15 protein-coding genes are annotated in these 17,511 nt (G+C 46.9%); 8 read left to right on the top strand and 7 right to left on the bottom strand.

The genetic code is table 11. The annotated features are described in order from the left end of the window. Positions 1-11 precede the first annotated feature (11 nt). From ilvE to acuI, 4 genes are all read left to right on the top strand, one after another. Positions 12-950: a branched-chain-amino-acid transaminase gene (gene ilvE / locus VOR_RS0111915; protein ID WP_010319931.1), complete on the top strand. Its 939-nt coding sequence runs from the start codon at positions 12-14 to the stop codon at positions 948-950. 16 nt (positions 951-966) lie between these two features. Then, positions 967-2,808: a dihydroxy-acid dehydratase gene (gene ilvD, locus VOR_RS0111920; RefSeq protein WP_010319932.1), complete on the top strand. Its 1,842-nt coding sequence runs from the start codon at positions 967-969 to the stop codon at positions 2,806-2,808. 3 nt (positions 2,809-2,811) lie between these two features. Further along, positions 2,812-4,350, top strand: a complete 1,539-nt coding sequence (gene ilvA, locus VOR_RS0111925) for a threonine ammonia-lyase, biosynthetic (RefSeq protein ID WP_010319933.1) — start codon at positions 2,812-2,814, stop codon at positions 4,348-4,350. Between the two features lie 147 nt (positions 4,351-4,497). Continuing rightward, positions 4,498-5,478 (top strand): acrylyl-CoA reductase (NADPH), encoded by a 981-nt coding sequence (acuI, locus tag VOR_RS0111930; protein ID WP_010319934.1) that lies wholly within the window; start codon positions 4,498-4,500, stop codon positions 5,476-5,478. A gap of 52 nt (positions 5,479-5,530) precedes the next feature. Here the strand turns inward: acuI and VOR_RS0111935 are convergent, their stop codons facing one another. Next, a complete protein-coding gene (locus VOR_RS0111935; protein WP_010319935.1) occupies positions 5,531-6,469 on the bottom strand; it encodes a LysR family transcriptional regulator in 939 nt (312 codons plus the stop codon). Between the two features lie 156 nt (positions 6,470-6,625). Further along, on the bottom strand, positions 6,626-6,811 hold the full coding sequence (locus VOR_RS0111940) for a hypothetical protein (RefSeq protein WP_010319936.1): 186 nt from the start codon (positions 6,809-6,811) through the stop codon (positions 6,626-6,628). Between the two features lie 144 nt (positions 6,812-6,955). Between VOR_RS0111940 and tusA the strand changes: the two genes are divergently transcribed. Next, positions 6,956-7,204 carry a sulfurtransferase TusA gene (tusA, locus tag VOR_RS0111945; protein WP_010319937.1) on the top strand — a complete coding sequence of 83 codons (249 nt, stop codon included), beginning with the start codon at positions 6,956-6,958 and terminating at the stop codon, positions 7,202-7,204. A gap of 115 nt (positions 7,205-7,319) precedes the next feature. Here tusA and VOR_RS0111950 read toward each other — a convergent pair whose 3' ends face one another. Together VOR_RS0111950 and VOR_RS0111955 are read right to left on the bottom strand one after the other, a co-directional pair. After that, on the bottom strand, positions 7,320-7,580 hold the full coding sequence (locus VOR_RS0111950; protein ID WP_010319938.1) for a hypothetical protein: 261 nt from the start codon (positions 7,578-7,580) through the stop codon (positions 7,320-7,322). A 153-nt stretch (positions 7,581-7,733) separates the two neighbouring features. After that, the gene (locus VOR_RS0111955; protein ID WP_010319939.1) at positions 7,734-8,288 is read right to left on the bottom strand and encodes a TMEM165/GDT1 family protein; all 555 of its coding nucleotides are present in this window, start codon (positions 8,286-8,288) and stop codon (positions 7,734-7,736) included. Between the two features lie 414 nt (positions 8,289-8,702). Here VOR_RS0111955 and glyQ point away from each other — a divergent pair, with 414 nt between their 5' ends. The 3 genes from glyQ (at position 8,703) to VOR_RS0111970 (ending at position 13,164) form a co-directional block, all read left to right on the top strand. Continuing rightward, positions 8,703-9,620: a glycine--tRNA ligase subunit alpha gene (glyQ, locus tag VOR_RS0111960; RefSeq protein WP_010319940.1), complete on the top strand. Its 918-nt coding sequence runs from the start codon at positions 8,703-8,705 to the stop codon at positions 9,618-9,620. Position 9,621: 1 nt separating this feature from the next. After that, positions 9,622-11,703 carry a glycine--tRNA ligase subunit beta gene (glyS, locus tag VOR_RS0111965; protein WP_010319941.1) on the top strand — a complete coding sequence of 694 codons (2,082 nt, stop codon included), beginning with the start codon at positions 9,622-9,624 and terminating at the stop codon, positions 11,701-11,703. A 213-nt stretch (positions 11,704-11,916) separates the two neighbouring features. Beyond that, positions 11,917-13,164 carry a valine--pyruvate transaminase gene (locus VOR_RS0111970; protein WP_010319942.1) on the top strand — a complete coding sequence of 416 codons (1,248 nt, stop codon included), beginning with the start codon at positions 11,917-11,919 and terminating at the stop codon, positions 13,162-13,164. 68 nt (positions 13,165-13,232) lie between these two features. Here VOR_RS0111970 and VOR_RS0111975 read toward each other — a convergent pair whose 3' ends face one another. The 3 genes from VOR_RS0111975 to recF form a co-directional block, all read right to left on the bottom strand. After that, a complete protein-coding gene (locus VOR_RS0111975) occupies positions 13,233-13,670 on the bottom strand; it encodes an Hsp20 family protein (RefSeq protein ID WP_010319943.1) in 438 nt (145 codons plus the stop codon). Positions 13,671-13,990: 320 nt separating this feature from the next. Further along, positions 13,991-16,408: a DNA topoisomerase (ATP-hydrolyzing) subunit B gene (gene gyrB / locus VOR_RS0111980; RefSeq protein ID WP_010319944.1), complete on the bottom strand. Its 2,418-nt coding sequence runs from the start codon at positions 16,406-16,408 to the stop codon at positions 13,991-13,993. 19 nt (positions 16,409-16,427) lie between these two features. After that, positions 16,428-17,507 (bottom strand): DNA replication/repair protein RecF, encoded by a 1,080-nt coding sequence (gene recF, locus VOR_RS0111985; protein ID WP_010319945.1) that lies wholly within the window; start codon positions 17,505-17,507, stop codon positions 16,428-16,430. Between the last annotated feature and the right edge of the window lie 4 nt (positions 17,508-17,511).

Below are 17,511 nucleotides of genomic sequence, written 5' to 3' on the forward strand. Positions count from 1 at the left end.
GAAGGCAATAAATGGCAACAAAAACTGCAGATTACATATGGTTCAACGGTGAAATGGTTCCGTGGGCAAATGCAAACGTTCATGTACTGACACACGCGATGCACTACGGCACTTCGGTGTTTGAAGGTGTGCGTTGTTATAACACTCCTAAAGGTCCAATCGTCTTCCGTCATAAAGAGCACGCTCAACGCCTAAAAGATTCAGCAAAAATTTACCGTTTCCCTATCCCCTATACGATAGAAGAGATCATGGAAGCGACACGTGAAACATTGCGCGTCAATAAACTGGATTCAGCCTACATTCGCCCACTTGGCTTTGTTGGCAACGTTGGCCTTGGCGTTTGCCCCCCAGTGAACACTGAAATGGAGTTAATCATTGCCGCCTTCCCTTGGGGTGCTTACTTAGGTGATGAAGCGCTAGAAAATGGTGTGGATGCGATGGTTTCTAGCTGGCATCGCGCTGCGCCAAACACCATTCCAACCGCAGCCAAAGCGGGTGGTAACTATTTATCGTCTCTGCTTGTCGGTGGTGAAGCTCGTCGTCATGGCTATGCCGAAGGTATCGCCTTAAGCGTGGATGGTTATTTATCTGAAGGTGCAGGCGAAAACATTTTCGTCATCAAAAACGGTGTGCTGCTCACACCACCAACCACCAGCTCCATCTTGCCGGGCATCACGCGTGATTCGATCATGACGCTGGCTAAAGAGATGGGTTACGAAGTGCGTGAAGTGAACATTGCGCGTGAAGCACTCTACCTTGCTGACGAAATTTTCATGACCGGCACCGCCGCCGAAATCGTCCCTGTACGGAGCGTAGACCAAATTACGGTTGGAGAGGGCAAACGTGGGCCAATCACGAAAGTGATGCAAGAAGCTTACTTTGGCCTATTTAACGGCACCACAGAAGATAAGTGGGGCTGGTTGGATTACGTGTACCCACAACCGAAGTAATAGAGGACGATAGACAATGCCAAAGTATAGATCCGCAACAACGACACACGGACGTAATATGGCTGGAGCGCGCGCATTATGGCGCGCCACTGGCGTCAAAGATGAAGATTTCGGTAAGCCGATTATTGCGGTGGTTAACTCGTTCACTCAATTCGTACCGGGCCACGTGCACCTCAAAGATATGGGGCAATTGGTTGCGGGTGAAATCGAAAAAGCCGGCGGCATCGCCAAAGAATTTAATACCATCGCGGTAGATGACGGTATCGCCATGGGGCATGGCGGCATGCTGTACTCACTGCCATCACGCGAGTTGATCGCAGACTCTGTCGAGTACATGGTTAATGCACACTGCGCTGATGCGATGGTCTGCATTTCCAACTGCGACAAAATCACCCCTGGGATGATGATGGCGGCACTGCGCATTAATATTCCCGTCATCTTTGTTTCTGGCGGGCCAATGGAAGCGGGTAAAACCAAGCTTTCTGATCAAATCATCAAACTCGATTTAGTCGATGCGATGATCCAAGGCGCTGACCCAAAAGTCTCCGATGCACAAAGTGAACAAATTGAACGCTCGGCCTGCCCAACCTGTGGTTCTTGTTCTGGCATGTTTACCGCCAACTCAATGAACTGTCTCACCGAAGCGTTGGGACTTTCTCAACCGGGTAATGGTTCGATGTTGGCCACGCATGCCGATCGTGAAGCGCTCTTCATCAACGCAGGTAAACGCATAGTTGAATTAACCAAGCGTTACTACGAGCAAGATGATGCATCCGCCTTACCGCGTAATATTGCCAACAAAGCCGCATTCGAAAATGCGATGGCGCTCGATATTGCCATGGGCGGCTCAACCAACACCGTATTGCACCTATTAGCAGGCGCTCAAGAAGGTGAAATCGATTTTGACATGGGTGATATCGACCGCATGTCACGCCGCGTACCTCATCTGTGTAAAGTCGCGCCATCGACTCAAAAATATCACATGGAAGATGTGCACCGCGCGGGTGGTGTGATGGCGATTCTTGGTGAATTGGATCGCGCAGGCCTCATCAATAATCAAACTCACACCGTGTTGGGTTTATCGATGAAAGAGCAGTTGGCTCAATACGACATCATGCAAACCCAAGATGAAGACGTCTTAACCTTTTTCCGTGCCGGTCCTGCGGGTATTCGTACCACTAAAGCCTTCTCACAACAATGCCGCTGGGATCGCCTCGATGACGATCGCAAAGAAGGCTGTATTCGCACCAAAGAGCATGCTTTTAGCCAAGATGGTGGCCTAGCCGTCCTATCAGGCAACATTGCCGTTGACGGCTGTATTGTCAAGACAGCAGGGGTTGATGAAGGTAGCCTGAAATTTGCAGGCCCAGCCGTGGTCTTTGAAAGCCAAGAAAGTGCCGTTGAAGGTATTTTAGGCGGTAAAGTGAAGGCCGGTGATGTTGTCGTCATCCGCTATGAAGGCCCAAAAGGTGGCCCAGGTATGCAAGAAATGCTTTACCCAACCACCTACCTAAAATCAATGGGGCTAGGCAAAGAGTGCGCGCTACTGACTGACGGTCGTTTCTCTGGCGGGACTTCCGGTTTATCAATTGGTCACGTTTCTCCAGAAGCTGCCAACGGCGGAACGATAGGTTTGGTGAACTCTGGGGATATTATCGCCATCGATATTCCAAACCGCTCCATTACGCTCAACGTTTCAGAAGCTGAACTGGCTGAGCGCCGCGTAAAACAAGACCAGCTCGGTTGGAAACCTGTCAATCGCCAGCGTGAAGTCTCTTTGGCATTGAAAGCCTACGCAAGTATGGCCACCAGCGCTGATAAAGGGGCTGTTCGAGACAAATCTAAGCTCGAGGGCTAGCGGATGAGCGACTCAGGTAACGCAACTCAAACTGGCGCAGATTATCTGCGCCAAATCCTGCGCGCTCCCGTTTATGACGTCGCAACGGTAACGCCACTACAGGATATGCCCCGTTTGTCAGCGCGCATTAAAAATCGCGTTCAGCTCAAGCGTGAAGATCGCCAGCCTGTACACTCTTTTAAATTACGCGGCGCTTATAATATGGTGTCGAGTTTATCTGAAGCGCAAAAGCAAGCAGGGGTGATTGCCGCGTCAGCGGGCAACCACGCGCAGGGAATGGCTCTATCGGGCACAAAATTAGGCATTAAAACCACCATTGTGATGCCTAAAACTACCCCTGATATCAAAGTCGAAGCGGTGCGCGGTTTTGGCGGTTTGGTGATTTTGCATGGCAACAACTTTGATGAAGCCAAAGCCGAAGCGGAACGCTTGGCTCACGAGCAAGGTTATACGTTTGTTCCACCGTTCGATCACCCACTGGTCATTGCAGGGCAAGGCACGATTGGCATGGAAATGCTGCAACAAAATGGCCACCTTGATTACATTTTTGTACCGGTCGGCGGTGGCGGTTTAGCCGCTGGGGTCGCGGTGCTGATCAAACAGCTGATGCCAGAAATCAAAGTGATTGCGGTTGAACCTGAAGATTCTGCTTGTTTAAAAGCAGCACTCGATGCAGGTAAACCCGTAGTGCTTGACCAAGTCAGCATGTTTGCCGACGGTGTCGCGGTAAAACGTATTGGTGATGAAACCTTCCGTTTATGTCAGCAATACATTGATGGCCACATCACGGTATCAAGCGATGAAATCTGCTCGGCGGTTAAAGATATCTTCGAAGACACGCGTGCAATTGCCGAACCCTCAGGGGCGCTTGCTCTGGCTGGTCTGAAGAAATTCGCGGATAAACATAAACTGGTGGATAAACAGTTAGGCACCGTGCTTTCGGGCGCTAACACCAATTTCCACGGCTTGCGCTACGTGTCGGAGCGATGCGAGCTAGGCGAAAAACGTGAAGGGCTTTTGGCGGTGACCATACCTGAACGTCAAGGCGCGTTTTTTGAGTTTTGCAATATCATTGGCGGCCGTGCGGTCACCGAGTTCAACTATCGCTATAACGATGACAAGCTGGCCAACATTTTCGTCGGTGTACGCCTGTTAAGTGGGCAAGAAGAGCTCGACAACATCATTCACGATTTACGCCAAGGTGGCTACCCTGTGGTGGATCTATCGGATGATGAAATGGCCAAGCTGCATGTGCGTTATATGATTGGAGGCAAACCCTCTAAGCCGCTAAAAGAGCGATTATACAGCTTCGAATTTCCGGAATATCCGGGCGCTCTGCTGAAATTTCTCAGCACGCTTGGCACACACTGGAATATTAGCTTGTTTAATTACCGCAATCATGGCGCCGATTATGGCCGCGTATTGTGTGGTTTTGAACTCGAAGAGAGCGATTTAAACCGCTTCTCCGCTCACCTTAGAGAATTGGATTACCAATGCAAAGATGAGACAGACAATCCTTCATACCAGTTCTTCTTATCCTAAAGCTCAATGCCAGTCCCACGACTGGCATTTTTTATCAGTGATGCATAATACGCATAGAACCAATGCTAAAGTTTCATTTTAGTCATAGTTAATTCAGTACTACACTTAGCGACATCTTATGCTTGCTGTGCCAATCTGGAGATCCGAATGTTTAAAGCGTTAATCCTTAATCAACAAGAAAAAAACACAGTTGCCACCATTGAACAAATCGACGAATCACAATTACCGCAAGGTGAGGTTTTAGTCGCGGTCGATTACTCATCATTAAATTACAAAGATGGTTTGGCCATTACAGGTAAAGGCAAAATCATTCGCAATTTCCCTATGGTACCGGGCATTGATCTTGCAGGGACCGTACTTGAATCCCAAGATACTCGCTACCAAACCGGTGACAAAGTTGTACTAACCGGTTGGGGGGTTGGTGAAAACCATTGGGGTGGTATGGCGCAAAAAGCACGCTTGAAAGCCGATTGGTTAGTGCCACTCGTGCACGGCCTTGATAGCAAAAAAGCGATGATGATTGGCACTGCTGGCTTTACCGCCATGCTTTGCGTGCAAGCCATTTTAGATGCGGGTATTCAACCGGAAAAGGGTGAAATATTGGTGACGGGTGCCAGTGGCGGCGTTGGTTCAGTTGCTGTAACACTATTAGCTAAGCTAGGTTATACAGTTGCTGCGGTAACCGGTCGTGTTGAACAAAATGGTCCACTGCTAGAAAAACTAGGAGCAAACCGCATTATTGATCGCAGCGAATTTGAAGAGCCAGCTCGTCCGCTGGAAAAACAGATTTGGGCTGGCGCGGTCGATACAGTAGGCAGCAAAATGTTAGCCAAAGTGTTAGCTCAAATGGACTACAACAGCACGGTTGCGGCGTGTGGTTTAGCGGGTGGTTTTGATTTACCCACCACCGTCATGCCGTTCATTTTGCGCAATGTACGCCTGCAAGGTGTCGACTCGGTCTCTTGCCCGCTAGAAAAACGCATGGCAGCATGGGAAAGCTTAGCGAAACTGCTACCTGCAAGCTACTTTGAGCAAGCGTGTGAGGAAATCACCCTCGAACAAACAGCACAATACGCTGAAACGATCACCAATGGTCAAGTGACTGGTCGCGTGGTGATTAAGCTTTAAACCATTCATTCATCAAGCTTTGGTCTTACTCAAAGCTTGATGATTTTTACCCCTATAACTGCATCTCTTCAATACGCTTAGCAATCAACCGGCTGCACTCTTGTTTGACGATCTGCCTTAACCATTCTTGGGCAGGAGAATGCTCACATCGCGAGTGCCAAATCATAGAGTAGTCAAACGGCGTAAACTGAAACGGTAACGGCTTCACCACCAATGCGTAACGCTCTGCCACTAAATAGGCCAGATCCGCAGGCACCGTAATAATCAATGGCATGGTATCAACAATCGCTAGCGCAGCTTCTAAATGATAGGCTCTGAGCACCATTTTCCGTTTAGGCTGCCCACTTAATGCTTGTTCAATTAAGGCATTAACACCATCACTGATCGCAATCATCGCATGAGGGTATGCCAGGTAATCCGCTAAAGAGATCTGCCGATTCGCCAGCGGATGGTGCTGGGAGAGCAAACAAAGCACACCGACTCGCCCAGGCACCTCACTCATCAATGGTGCTACTGGCGACGTTGGGCGACAAATCGCTAAATCAGCCCCTTCATAAGTCAGTTGATCGGCCAACCTATCATGCTGCAAAGGTAAAAACTCAAACGACACGTTTGGTGCCTCTTGATATATCCTTGGTAAAGCAAACGGTAAGATGGTCTGCATTGCGTAATCTGTCGTGGCAATGGTGAAGGTTTGTTCACATTGCTGGGGGTCAAATTCAACAGGTGAAAGGATTTGACGTAGAGACTCCAGTGGCTCGCCTAAGGCGCGATTAAGCTCCAACGCTTTTTCAGTCGCAATGAGATGCTGACCTTGACGCGTAAAAAGAGGATCATTGAGCAGATCACGTAACCGACCTAATACACGGCTCATGGCTGACTGGCTAAGATTTAAACGCTGGGCCGCTTTACTGACACTGCTCTCTTCTATCAACACTCTCAGTGCAATCAATAAATTCAGATCGCGACGATAGATATCTTCCAACTCCATGCAACAACCACACTTTTATCATGGCAAATAGGCTCAGTGTACGCGTTAGGCAAAAAAAATCCCGCCTTTCAGCGGGGAAGCCCAAGAAAATGGGGATAGTGTCGGAATGTGTTACGTGTCGTATTTAGTGCTATGCGTTGATCAATATGTGATGGATTAGTGATTCTGCTCTTCTGAGATGCCTTTCCAAAGATGCATCTCAAGCCAGATCCCAACCAGTGACGCACTGACACCAAAAAGTGGCATCCATGACGTTTCTGCAGGCGTTCGCATCACTAAGGCACAAAATGAGATAAAGCAGAGAACCGAATAAATGGTTAACCTATCAAGCGCTGTTAACATAAGTGCCTCACCAAATTGTTATCAACTTGTTATCAACTTGTTAAGTAAGTTAAAACAAAAAGATCACTTTGCCAAGTGGTTATTGAATATTTTTTCCTCGCCAGTATTATCTACGCCTTGCGATAACATCGATTAGGTTTGACTATGACATTTGATCCGGCACTTGCCACACAAACACTCGAAGCCGAAGGATTGCGCTGTCCCGAGCCTGTAATGATGGTCAGAAAAACCATTCGAACCATGCAAGATGGCGAAATTTTACTAGTGAAAGCCGATGACCCGTCAACCACTCGAGACATTCCCAGTTTTTGCCGCTTTATGGATCATCAGTTAATTGCCGAGAAAGTGGACACATTGCCCTATCTCTATTTGATTAAGAAAGGATTGAGTTAAGCCTCGATCTAAGTGATGCGTACGCAAAAGAAAAGGCGACCTCAAAAAGGCCGCCTTTTGCTATTAATTCATTGATTCATTGATTCATTGATTCATTGATTCATTGCGCTGCACACTACTCATTAAACTCGATGGTGCGGATCTCTGATTGCAGTTTTGTGATCTGCTTTTGCAGGGTTCGAATTTCATCGTGCATCGGGATAATGTGCGCGACTCGGATCCAAGATTCCACCATCAAGCCACACAATATGATTGCGCCGGCCACCATAGGTAGCCACATTTCCGTTAACGCCATACCCAGCAACGTCAGCACAAAACCGAACGTAAACAAGTAACTTTGGCTCTTGGCGGTCATTCCCATATAACGTGTCAGCATATGCATTCCCTCTTACTTGCATCATCTAGCACTACAGTAACATGGCCAGTATGGCATAAATTTGTCACTCATCACGCAACTGTAGATGTTGGGCAACAAGTTGAGTAATAAATTGTGTCACACTCACTCGCCCAATCATCTAATCGATTGGAATTACCAAATCTCCGCGCCGATCGCTAATATCAAAAAGAGTACCGCCGTGATTTTACGAATCAGTCCTAGCGGCATTTTATCGGCGGATAATTTACCAATCAGCACCACAGGTACGTTAGCCAGCAACATACCAATCGTCGTTCCGAGCACCACCCACAGTAGAGCATCCGCATATTGCGCACCAAGAATAGACGTTGCTATTTGGGTTTTATCGCCAATTTCAGCGACAAAAAAGGCGATGAAGCTAGCGACAAAAGGGCCTCGATTGGTAATTTTTTCATCGCCGTCGAGTTTGTCTGGAATTAACACCCAACCTGCCATGGCTAAAAAGCTGGCGACCAACACCCATTTGAGGATCTCGGGTGAGAGATAGTCAGCGACCACAACGCCCAGCCAAGCGGCAAGAGCATGGTTAACCAGAGTGGCCAAAAAAATGGCGGCAATAATAGGTAAAGGTTTACGATAACGACTGGCTAGCAGCAGAGAAAGCAGTTGGGTTTTATCGCCAATTTCAGCTAAGGCGACGGTAGTAATTGAAATAGCTAATACGCTCACGACAGGCTCAATGGGGCGGGATAATTATAATAACCATAGACAAACGCCACTCCCCGCCCCGGTTTGTGATGTTTGTCTAAGGTCTTGCTAAGCTAAAATGACTTTAGCCTCGAACGCCACGGTGATTTGGCACCAATTATGTTGACGAACGAACCGTTAAGATAAGAAATCTCACTGGTAAGCTACTCCCCAAAGACGGCGCAATTCTAATCAGGCCGAGTGAAAATCTCAAGTTAGAAATCAGTCAAAATCATTCAGGTGTAATAATTTGGCACAATCGATGCGATAAATTCGGCTAAAACGGATTTTCGACCATTAATTAAGCAAGATTACCGCTACTCGCTGAGCGAATATCTGGGTATACTTGTTCGTTATTTTCATCCATTCAGACAGAAGAATCGCGCGAACCTGACTATGCAAAAATACGATATCAAAACCTTTCAGGGTATGATCCTCGCGCTGCAGGATTATTGGGCCCAACAAGGCTGTACCATTGTTCAACCATTAGATATGGAAGTGGGTGCAGGAACCTCTCACCCAATGACATGCCTGCGAGCTTTAGGCCCAGAGCCCATTGCAACGGCGTATGTTCAACCCTCTCGTCGTCCAACGGACGGTCGTTATGGTGAAAACCCAAACCGCCTGCAACACTATTACCAATTCCAAGTCATCATCAAACCTTCACCAGACAACATTCAAGAGTTGTATCTAGGGTCTTTAGAGGTGCTCGGTGTTGACCCACTAGTACACGATATTCGTTTCGTGGAAGATAACTGGGAAAACCCAACCTTAGGTGCTTGGGGTCTTGGCTGGGAAGTGTGGCTAAACGGCATGGAAGTAACTCAATTTACTTACTTCCAACAAGTCGGCGGCCTTGAGTGCAAGCCGGTAACCGGCGAAATCACTTACGGTATTGAACGTCTTGCCATGTATATTCAATGCGTGGATTCAGTGTATGACTTAGTCTGGACAGATGGCCCATTAGGTAAAGTCACCTATGGTGACATTTACCATCAAAATGAAGTCGAACAATCCACTTACAACTTCGAACACGCGGATGTCGATTTTCTTTTCACTTTCTTCGACCAGTGCGAAAAAGAGTGTAAGCATCTACTTGAGCTAGAAAAACCGCTGCCACTTCCTGCCTATGAGCGTATTTTGAAAGCGGGCCATGCCTTTAACCTATTGGACGCACGTAAAGCGATTTCGGTGACAGAACGTCAACGTTACATCCTACGCATCCGTAACCTGACCAAAGCGGTTGCAGAAGCGTACTACGCATCTCGTGAAGCACTCGGCTTCCCTATGTGTAAAAAGGGTGAGGACAAGTAAGATGGCAAAAGAATTTCTAATTGAATTAGGCACAGAAGAGCTACCACCAAAACAACTTCGCACTTTGGCTGAAGCGTTTGCGGCTAACTTTGCCGCAGAATTGAAAACCGCTGAACTGGCACACGAAGGCATCAAATGGTTTGCAACCCCTCGCCGTTTGGCACTGAAAGTGACCAACTTGGCCCAGGGTCAAGCGGATAAAGTGGTCGAAAAACGTGGCCCTGCTATTTCAGTTGCTTTTGATGCCGATGGCAATCCAACCAAAGCAGCACAAGGCTGGGCGCGTGGCAACGGCATTACTGTTGAGCAAGCGGATCGCCTAACAACAGACCAAGGTGAATGGCTACTGTTTAAACAGGATGTCAAAGGCCAAGATGCTAAAGCCATTGTGGTTGAACTCGCCGCCAAAGCCTTAGCAAACTTGCCTATCGCCAAACCCATGCGTTGGGGTGATAAAGAAACACAATTTATCCGCCCAGTAAAAACTCTGACTATTTTGATGGGTGATGAACTGATCGAAGGTGAGATCTTAGGCGTAGCTTCTGCGCGCACCATTCGTGGTCACCGCTTTATGGGCGAAAAAGAGTTCACCATCGATTCAGCAGAACAATACCCAGCGATTTTAGAACAGCGCGGTAAAGTGATCGCCGATTACGATGCGCGTAAAGCGATAATTATTGCTGATGCACAAAAAGCAGCGCTACAGGTTGGCGGTGTTGCCGATCTTGACGATGACTTGGTTGAAGAAGTGACCTCACTGGTTGAATGGCCAGTGGTGCTAACGGCGAAATTTGAAGAAAAATTCCTTAAAGTACCGTCAGAAGCTTTGGTTTACACCATGAAAGGTGACCAAAAATACTTCCCGGTTTATTCTCATCAGATGAGCGATGCGAATAAGCAATTGCTGCCTAATTTTATTTTCGTCTCTAACATCGAGTCGAAAGAGCCTCGCCATGTTATCGAAGGCAACGAGAAAGTCGTTCGTCCACGCTTAGCGGACGCGGAATTCTTCTTTAATACCGATCTCAAAAGCAAATTAGTCGATCGTCTACCACGACTAGAAACCGCGATTTTCCAACAGCAGTTGGGTACGATTAAAGATAAAACTGACCGTATTACTGAACTGGCTGGTTACATTGCAGAACAGATTGGCGCGGATGTAGAAAAATCAAAACGTGCGGGCTTACTGGCTAAATGCGATTTGATGACCTCAATGGTGTTTGAATTTACCGACACGCAAGGCGTGATGGGTATGCATTATGCTCGCCATGACGGAGAAGCAGAAGAAGTCGCCGTTGCACTAAACGAGCAGTACATGCCACGCTTTGCTGGCGATGCTCTGCCAACCAATGGCGTTTCCGCCGCAGTGGCCATCGCAGACAAGCTAGACACCATAGTCGGCATCTTCGGTATTGGCCAAGCGCCAAAAGGCTCGGATCCCTTTGCTCTGCGTCGCGCATCACTGGGTGTACTGCGCATCATCGTTGAATACGGCTATAACTTGGACTTAGTTGACCTAGTAGCAAAAGCGAAATCGCTGTTTGGTGATCGCCTCACCAACGACAACGTTGAGCACGATGTGATTGAGTTTATGCTTGGCCGTTTCCGTGCTTGGTATCAAGATGAAGGTTTTAGCGTCGACATCATCCAAGCGGTACTTGCTCGTCGTCCAACCAAACCCGCTGATTTTGACAAACGTGTTAAAGCAGTTTCCCACTTCCGTGAACTGGAAGCGGCTGAAGCCCTAGCGGCGGCAAACAAGCGTGTCGGTAACATTTTAGCGAAATTTGACGGTGAACTGGCTGCAGAAATCAACCTAACACTTCTTCAAGAAGCGGCCGAAAAAGCCTTAGCGGAAGAAGTGGAAGTGATGACCGAAGCACTAGAACCTGCTTTCGCTACCGGTGATTACCAACAAGCACTGAGCAAGCTGGCAGCACTACGTGAACCTGTTGATGCTTTCTTTGATAATGTCATGGTGATGGCAGACGATGAAGCATTAAAACAAAACCGTTTAACGCTGCTCAATAACTTGCGTAATCTGTTCCTACAAATTGCTGATATTTCACTGCTGCAAAAGTAGTCGCTGATATTTCGGCACACAAATTAATCTATCAAAGCCCAGCAGTCATCCGCTGGGCTTTTTGTTTTATCTGACCGCAGTGTGTTATTTGGCGAAAAATAGTGCTTTGACTCGCAAAAACATTGGGATATGTTCAAGGATTACTCGATGGGCATGGCATCGTTTTATGCCCCTTTATGCAAGCAAATACAAGAATGAATTAGGCAGTCAGCAATGCAGTTTTCGAAATTTGGTGAAAAATTTAATCAGTATTCCGGTATTACCCAGTTAATGGACGATCTCAATGATGGCCTGCGCACCCCCGGAGCCATTATGCTCGGCGGTGGTAACCCAGCCGCCATTCCCGCCATGATTGACTATTTTCATCAAACCAGTGCCGACATGCTTAGCAGTGGTGAACTGATCGCTGCCCTCGCCAACTATGATGGCCCACAAGGCAAAGATCTGTTCGTTAAATCTCTCGCAAAACTGCTCAAAGAAACCTATGGCTGGGAAATCAGTGAAAAGAACATTAGCTTAACCAATGGCAGCCAGAGTGGATTTTTCTATCTATTTAATCTGTTTGCTGGCCAGCAAGCTGACGGTTCACATAAGAAAATTTTACTGCCACTAGCGCCTGAATATATTGGTTATGGTGACGCCGGGATAGATGAAGATATTTTTGTCTCCTACCGCCCAGAAATAGAACTACTCGACAATGGCTTATTCAAATACCACGTGGATTTCGAAACCTTGAGCGTGGATTCGTCGGTGGCCGCCATTTGCGCTTCACGCCCAACCAATCCGACGGGAAATGTGCTCACAGAACAAGAGATCCACAAGCTCGATAAGCTGGCTAGAGAGAACAATATCCCACTGATTATCGACAACGCATATGGCGTTCCCTTTCCCAACATCATTTTTGAAGAGATTGAACCCTTTTGGAATGACAACACCATTTTATGCATGAGCCTTTCGAAACTGGGTTTACCCGGTGTGCGCTGCGGTATCGTCATTGCCAACGAAACCATTACCCAAGCATTAACCAACATGAATGGCATCATTAGCTTAGCGCCAGGCAGCATCGGCCCTGCCATTGCTCATCATATGATTGAAAAAGGCGATCTATTAAGGCTCAGTCGCGATGTGATCAAGCCCTTTTACCAACAGAAATCACAAAGAGCAGTCGAGTTACTCAAGCAAGCCATTAGCGACCCGCGCTTTCGTATCCATAAACCAGAAGGGGCGATCTTTTTATGGCTCTGGTTTGATGAGCTCCCTATAACCACCATGGAACTTTACCAACGTCTAAAAGCCAGAGGGGTATTGATTGTACCGGGTGAATATTTCTTTATTGGTCAACAAGACGATTGGCAACACGCGCATCAGTGTCTGCGTATGAACTACGTGCAAGATGATGAAGCCATGCAAAAGGGCATTCAAATTATTGCTCAAGAAGTGGCATTAGCTTATCAGCAGTAATCCATCCTTTCTGCCATGAAAAAGAGCGCCAAAAGGCGCTCTTTCACTACTTTAATGTGGCCAGTAACTTAATTGTTCTCAATTAAATTTTTGCCATTAATCGCAATTTTACGTGGTTGCATCGCTTCAGGTGTTTCACGTTCAAGATCCACGTGTAGCAAGCCATTTTCCATTGTGGCTCCGAGTACTTTAACATAGTCGGCCAATTGAAATTTACGTTCAAAATCGCGCTCAGCAATACCTTGGTAGACGTAGTTTTTATTCTCTTCGGGTTTACGTTCGCCACGTACAATCAGCGTATTTTCTTGTTGAGTAATCTCAATCTGCTCTTCAGAAAAACCAGCTACCGCCATCGTGATGCGATATTTATTGTCGTCTTGCTGTTCAATATTGTACGGAGGGTAACCCGCAGAACTATTCTTCGCTGAACTGGATTCCATCATGTTTAATAGACGGTCAAAACCAATTGCGTTGCGGTATAAAGGAGTGAAATCTACTGTTCTCATCATACTATCCTCATCATAAGCAATAGCCTTAGCGCATAGGCGCTAAGCCGTTAGCAGCCATTCTTTCAACATGGAGCTAACAACACATTTAATGATCACAACACAAGGCTCCTCTTAAGAGAGCAAACCTGTGTCGCCATTTCAGAGGTCCTTACGGCATCCTCTTCATTAATAGATATCGGGGCACGACAATTCTTTTCAAGTTTTTTTGAAAAAATTTTTAGCTACTGCAAGCGCTAACAAGGAATGTTAGGCCTGATAGTAAAAAAACACCGCTCTTGCGAAACGGTGTTTTTTGGGATTTGTTTTATAACAACGACTTAGACATCGAGGTTGGCAACTTTTAAAGCGTTCTCTTCGATGAATGCGCGACGCGGCTCAACTTGATCACCCATCAAGGTGGTAAACAGTTCATCAGCACCAACAGCATCTTCAATCGTGACTTGCAGCATACGGCGAGATTCAGGATCCATCGTCGTTTCCCACAACTGATCTGGGTTCATTTCACCTAGACCTTTGTAGCGTTGTAGGCTTAGGCCACGACGAGACTCTTTAATTAACCAGTTCAACGCATCAACAAAGTTATCGACAGGTTGAATACGCTCACCACGTTGAATGTAAGCCCCTTCTTCAACCAAGCCATAAAGTGCTTCAGAAAGGTCCGCCAGCTTGCTGTACTCTTTCGAATTGAGCAAATCAGCACTTAATAGATGTTGGTGCGTTACACCATGGGTGCGCACTACAATATTAGGCTGATAAATACCAAGCTCTGCATTGTGCTCAGTTTCAATGCTGTATTGGCTTGCACCAACTTCTTTCGCATTTAACTGCTCCACCAGCTGTTTGCCCCACGCTTCTACTACTGCAGAATCAGCGCATTGATCAACAATGATACGCGGCATATAGATGAATTCATGGATCAAGGCGTAAGGGTAGCGGCGGCTCATACACTCCACCAGCTTAATGGCGACATTGTATTGCTTAACCAAGGTTTCTAACGCTTCGCCTGCTAATGCTGGCGCTTGAGGGTTAACATGCAATGAGGCACCATCCAATGCCAAAGCAACTTGGTATTGGTTCATCGCCTCTTCATCTTTGATGTACTGCTCTTGCTTGCCTTTTTTCACTTTATATAAAGGCGGTTGAGCAATGTAGATGTAGCCACGCTCAATCAGCTCAGGCATTTGACGATAGAAGAAGGTCAACAGTAGCGTACGGATGTGCGAACCGTCGACGTCCGCATCGGTCATGATGATGATGTTGTGATAACGCAGTTTGTCTGGGTTATATTCATCACGGCCAATGCCACAGCCTAATGCAGTGATAAGCGTTGCGACTTCTTGCGAAGAAAGCATTTTGTCGAAACGAGCTTTTTCAACGTTAAGAATTTTACCTTTCAGCGGTAAAATCGCTTGGTTTTTACGGTTACGTCCCTGCTTGGCAGAACCGCCAGCAGAGTCCCCTTCCACTATGTACAGTTCAGATAGTGCAGGATCTTTTTCTTGGCAATCGGCGAGTTTACCCGGCAAACCAGCAAGATCTAACGCACCTTTACGACGTGTCATTTCACGCGCTTTACGCGCCGCTTCACGAGCACGAGCCGCATCAATGATTTTTGAACAGACCATTTTGGCTTCACTTGGGTTTTCAGCCAAAAACTCCGCCAATTTCTCACCCATTGCTGATTCAACCGCAGTTTTCACCTCAGATGAAACTAATTTATCTTTAGTTTGGCTAGAGAACTTAGGATCCGGCACTTTCACTGAAACCACCGCGGTTAAACCTTCACGAGCATCATCACCCGAGGTCGCCGCTTGCGCTTTTTTCGAGAAGCCTTCTTTATCCATGAAGGTGTTTAGGGTACGAGTTAACGCCCCACGGAAACCCGCTAAGTGGGCACCACCATCACGTTGAGGAATGTTGTTGGTAAAGCAGTAAATGTTTTCTTGGAAACCATCGTTCCACTGCATCGCCACTTCCACGGTAATCCCATCGTCACGCTCAGAGCTGAAATGGAATACTTTTTCATGGATCGGCGTTTTATTGCGGTTTAAATGGCCAACAAACGCTTTAATACCACCTTCATATCTGAAGTGGTCTTTTTTGTCTTCTTCGCGTTCATCAAATAGTTTGATGGATACACCAGAGTTTAGGAAAGAGAGCTCACGCAGACGCTTAGCTAAAATATCGTAATGGAATTCAATGTTGGTAAAGGTTTCAGCACTTGGCCAAAAACGCAGGGTTGTCCCGGTTTTATCGGTTTCACCCACCACAGCCAACGGCGCTTGTGGCACACCGTGACAATAAGTTTGTGTGTGAATAGCGCCGTTACGATAGATAGTCAGTAGCACTTTTTCAGACAGCGCGTTGACGACGGACACACCGACGCCGTGCAGACCACCCGAAACCTTGTATGAGTTGTCATCAAATTTACCGCCCGCATGCAGAACCGTCATAATCACTTCCGCGGCAGAAACTTGTTCTTCTTCGTGAAGGTCGGTAGGAATACCACGGCCATCATCGCTAACTGAAACTGAATTGTCTTCGTGAATAGTCACTACGATGTCTTTACAGTGACCTGCCAACGCTTCATCAATTGAGTTATCCACCACCTCAAAAACCATGTGGTGCAGACCGGTGCCATCATCCGTGTCGCCGATGTACATTCCTGGACGTTTACGAACTGCGTCCAGACCCTTCAGTACCTTAATACTCGATGAATCGTAATTATTCGACATGAGTTACTCTCTCACTATTTTATCCGTGCTCTATTGTGCCATGTTCCACATGAAACATCTTGCTGTTTGACTCAATCATGTCTGCAACTTGGCCTTGCGTAATAGAACTTACAAAAACTTGTGCCCCCGTCGATTTTAAGCAATCCGCTAAACGCTTACGACGATGGCTATCTAATTCGGAAGCAAAGTCATCAATTAAATAGATGCATTGCTTACCTGTCAGCTCGGTTAAGTGTTGTCCTTGTGCGACGCGCAGTGCACACACCATTAATTTAAGCTGACCGCGTGATAGAACATCTTCAACCGGTGTTCCATTGACCTTTATTTTTAAATCCGCTTTGTTCGGGCCACTGAATGTGTAGCCTAGCGATTGATCGCGTTCGAAGTTTTTCTCGAGGATTTGTTGATAGGGCGTCTCTTTTTCCCAACCACGATAATACTTCATTTGCACATCAAATTCTGGCAAAAAACTGCGACACAACGCCTCGGCAACACACTTCATTTGCGTCACATAATGTGTGCGCCATGCATCGATTTGTTCAGCCAAGCGCGCCATCTCCTGATCCCAGTAACTGAGTTCACGATAATGGGTTGCCGTTTTTAACAACGCATTGCGCTGCTTATTGAGGCGCTTAAAACGACCCCATGCATCATAAAAGGCAGGTTCACTATGAAATACCCCCCAATCAATAAATGCACGTCGTTGTTTTGGTCCATCGGTGAGCAGATCAAACCCTTCCGGATGAATCAATTGCAAAGGTAAAACTTGTGCCAGTTGCGCCAGTTTTTGTCCAGATTGACCGCCTATTTTAACCTCTGTTGAACCGTCACGCTGCTTATTAATGCCAATCGGTAGCTCAAATTGATCCGAGGTCAAAAAACGCCCATGCACAAACAGCTCCTGACACTCATTTTGTATGACGCGTCCGGTTAAGGCGTTTTTGAACGAGCGGCCATGACCCAGCAGGTAAATCGCTTCCAGTACACTGGTTTTGCCGCTGCCATTAGGGCCAATAAGAAAGTTAAAGCCTGATGATAATGGGATATCACAGGCTTTAATATTGCGAAATTGTTGGACGATTAAACGAGTCAGCGGCATTGCG

It is taken from the genome of Vibrio ordalii ATCC 33509, assembly GCA_000257205.1.
In the GTDB taxonomy this organism is placed as follows: domain Bacteria; phylum Pseudomonadota; class Gammaproteobacteria; order Enterobacterales; family Vibrionaceae; genus Vibrio; species Vibrio ordalii.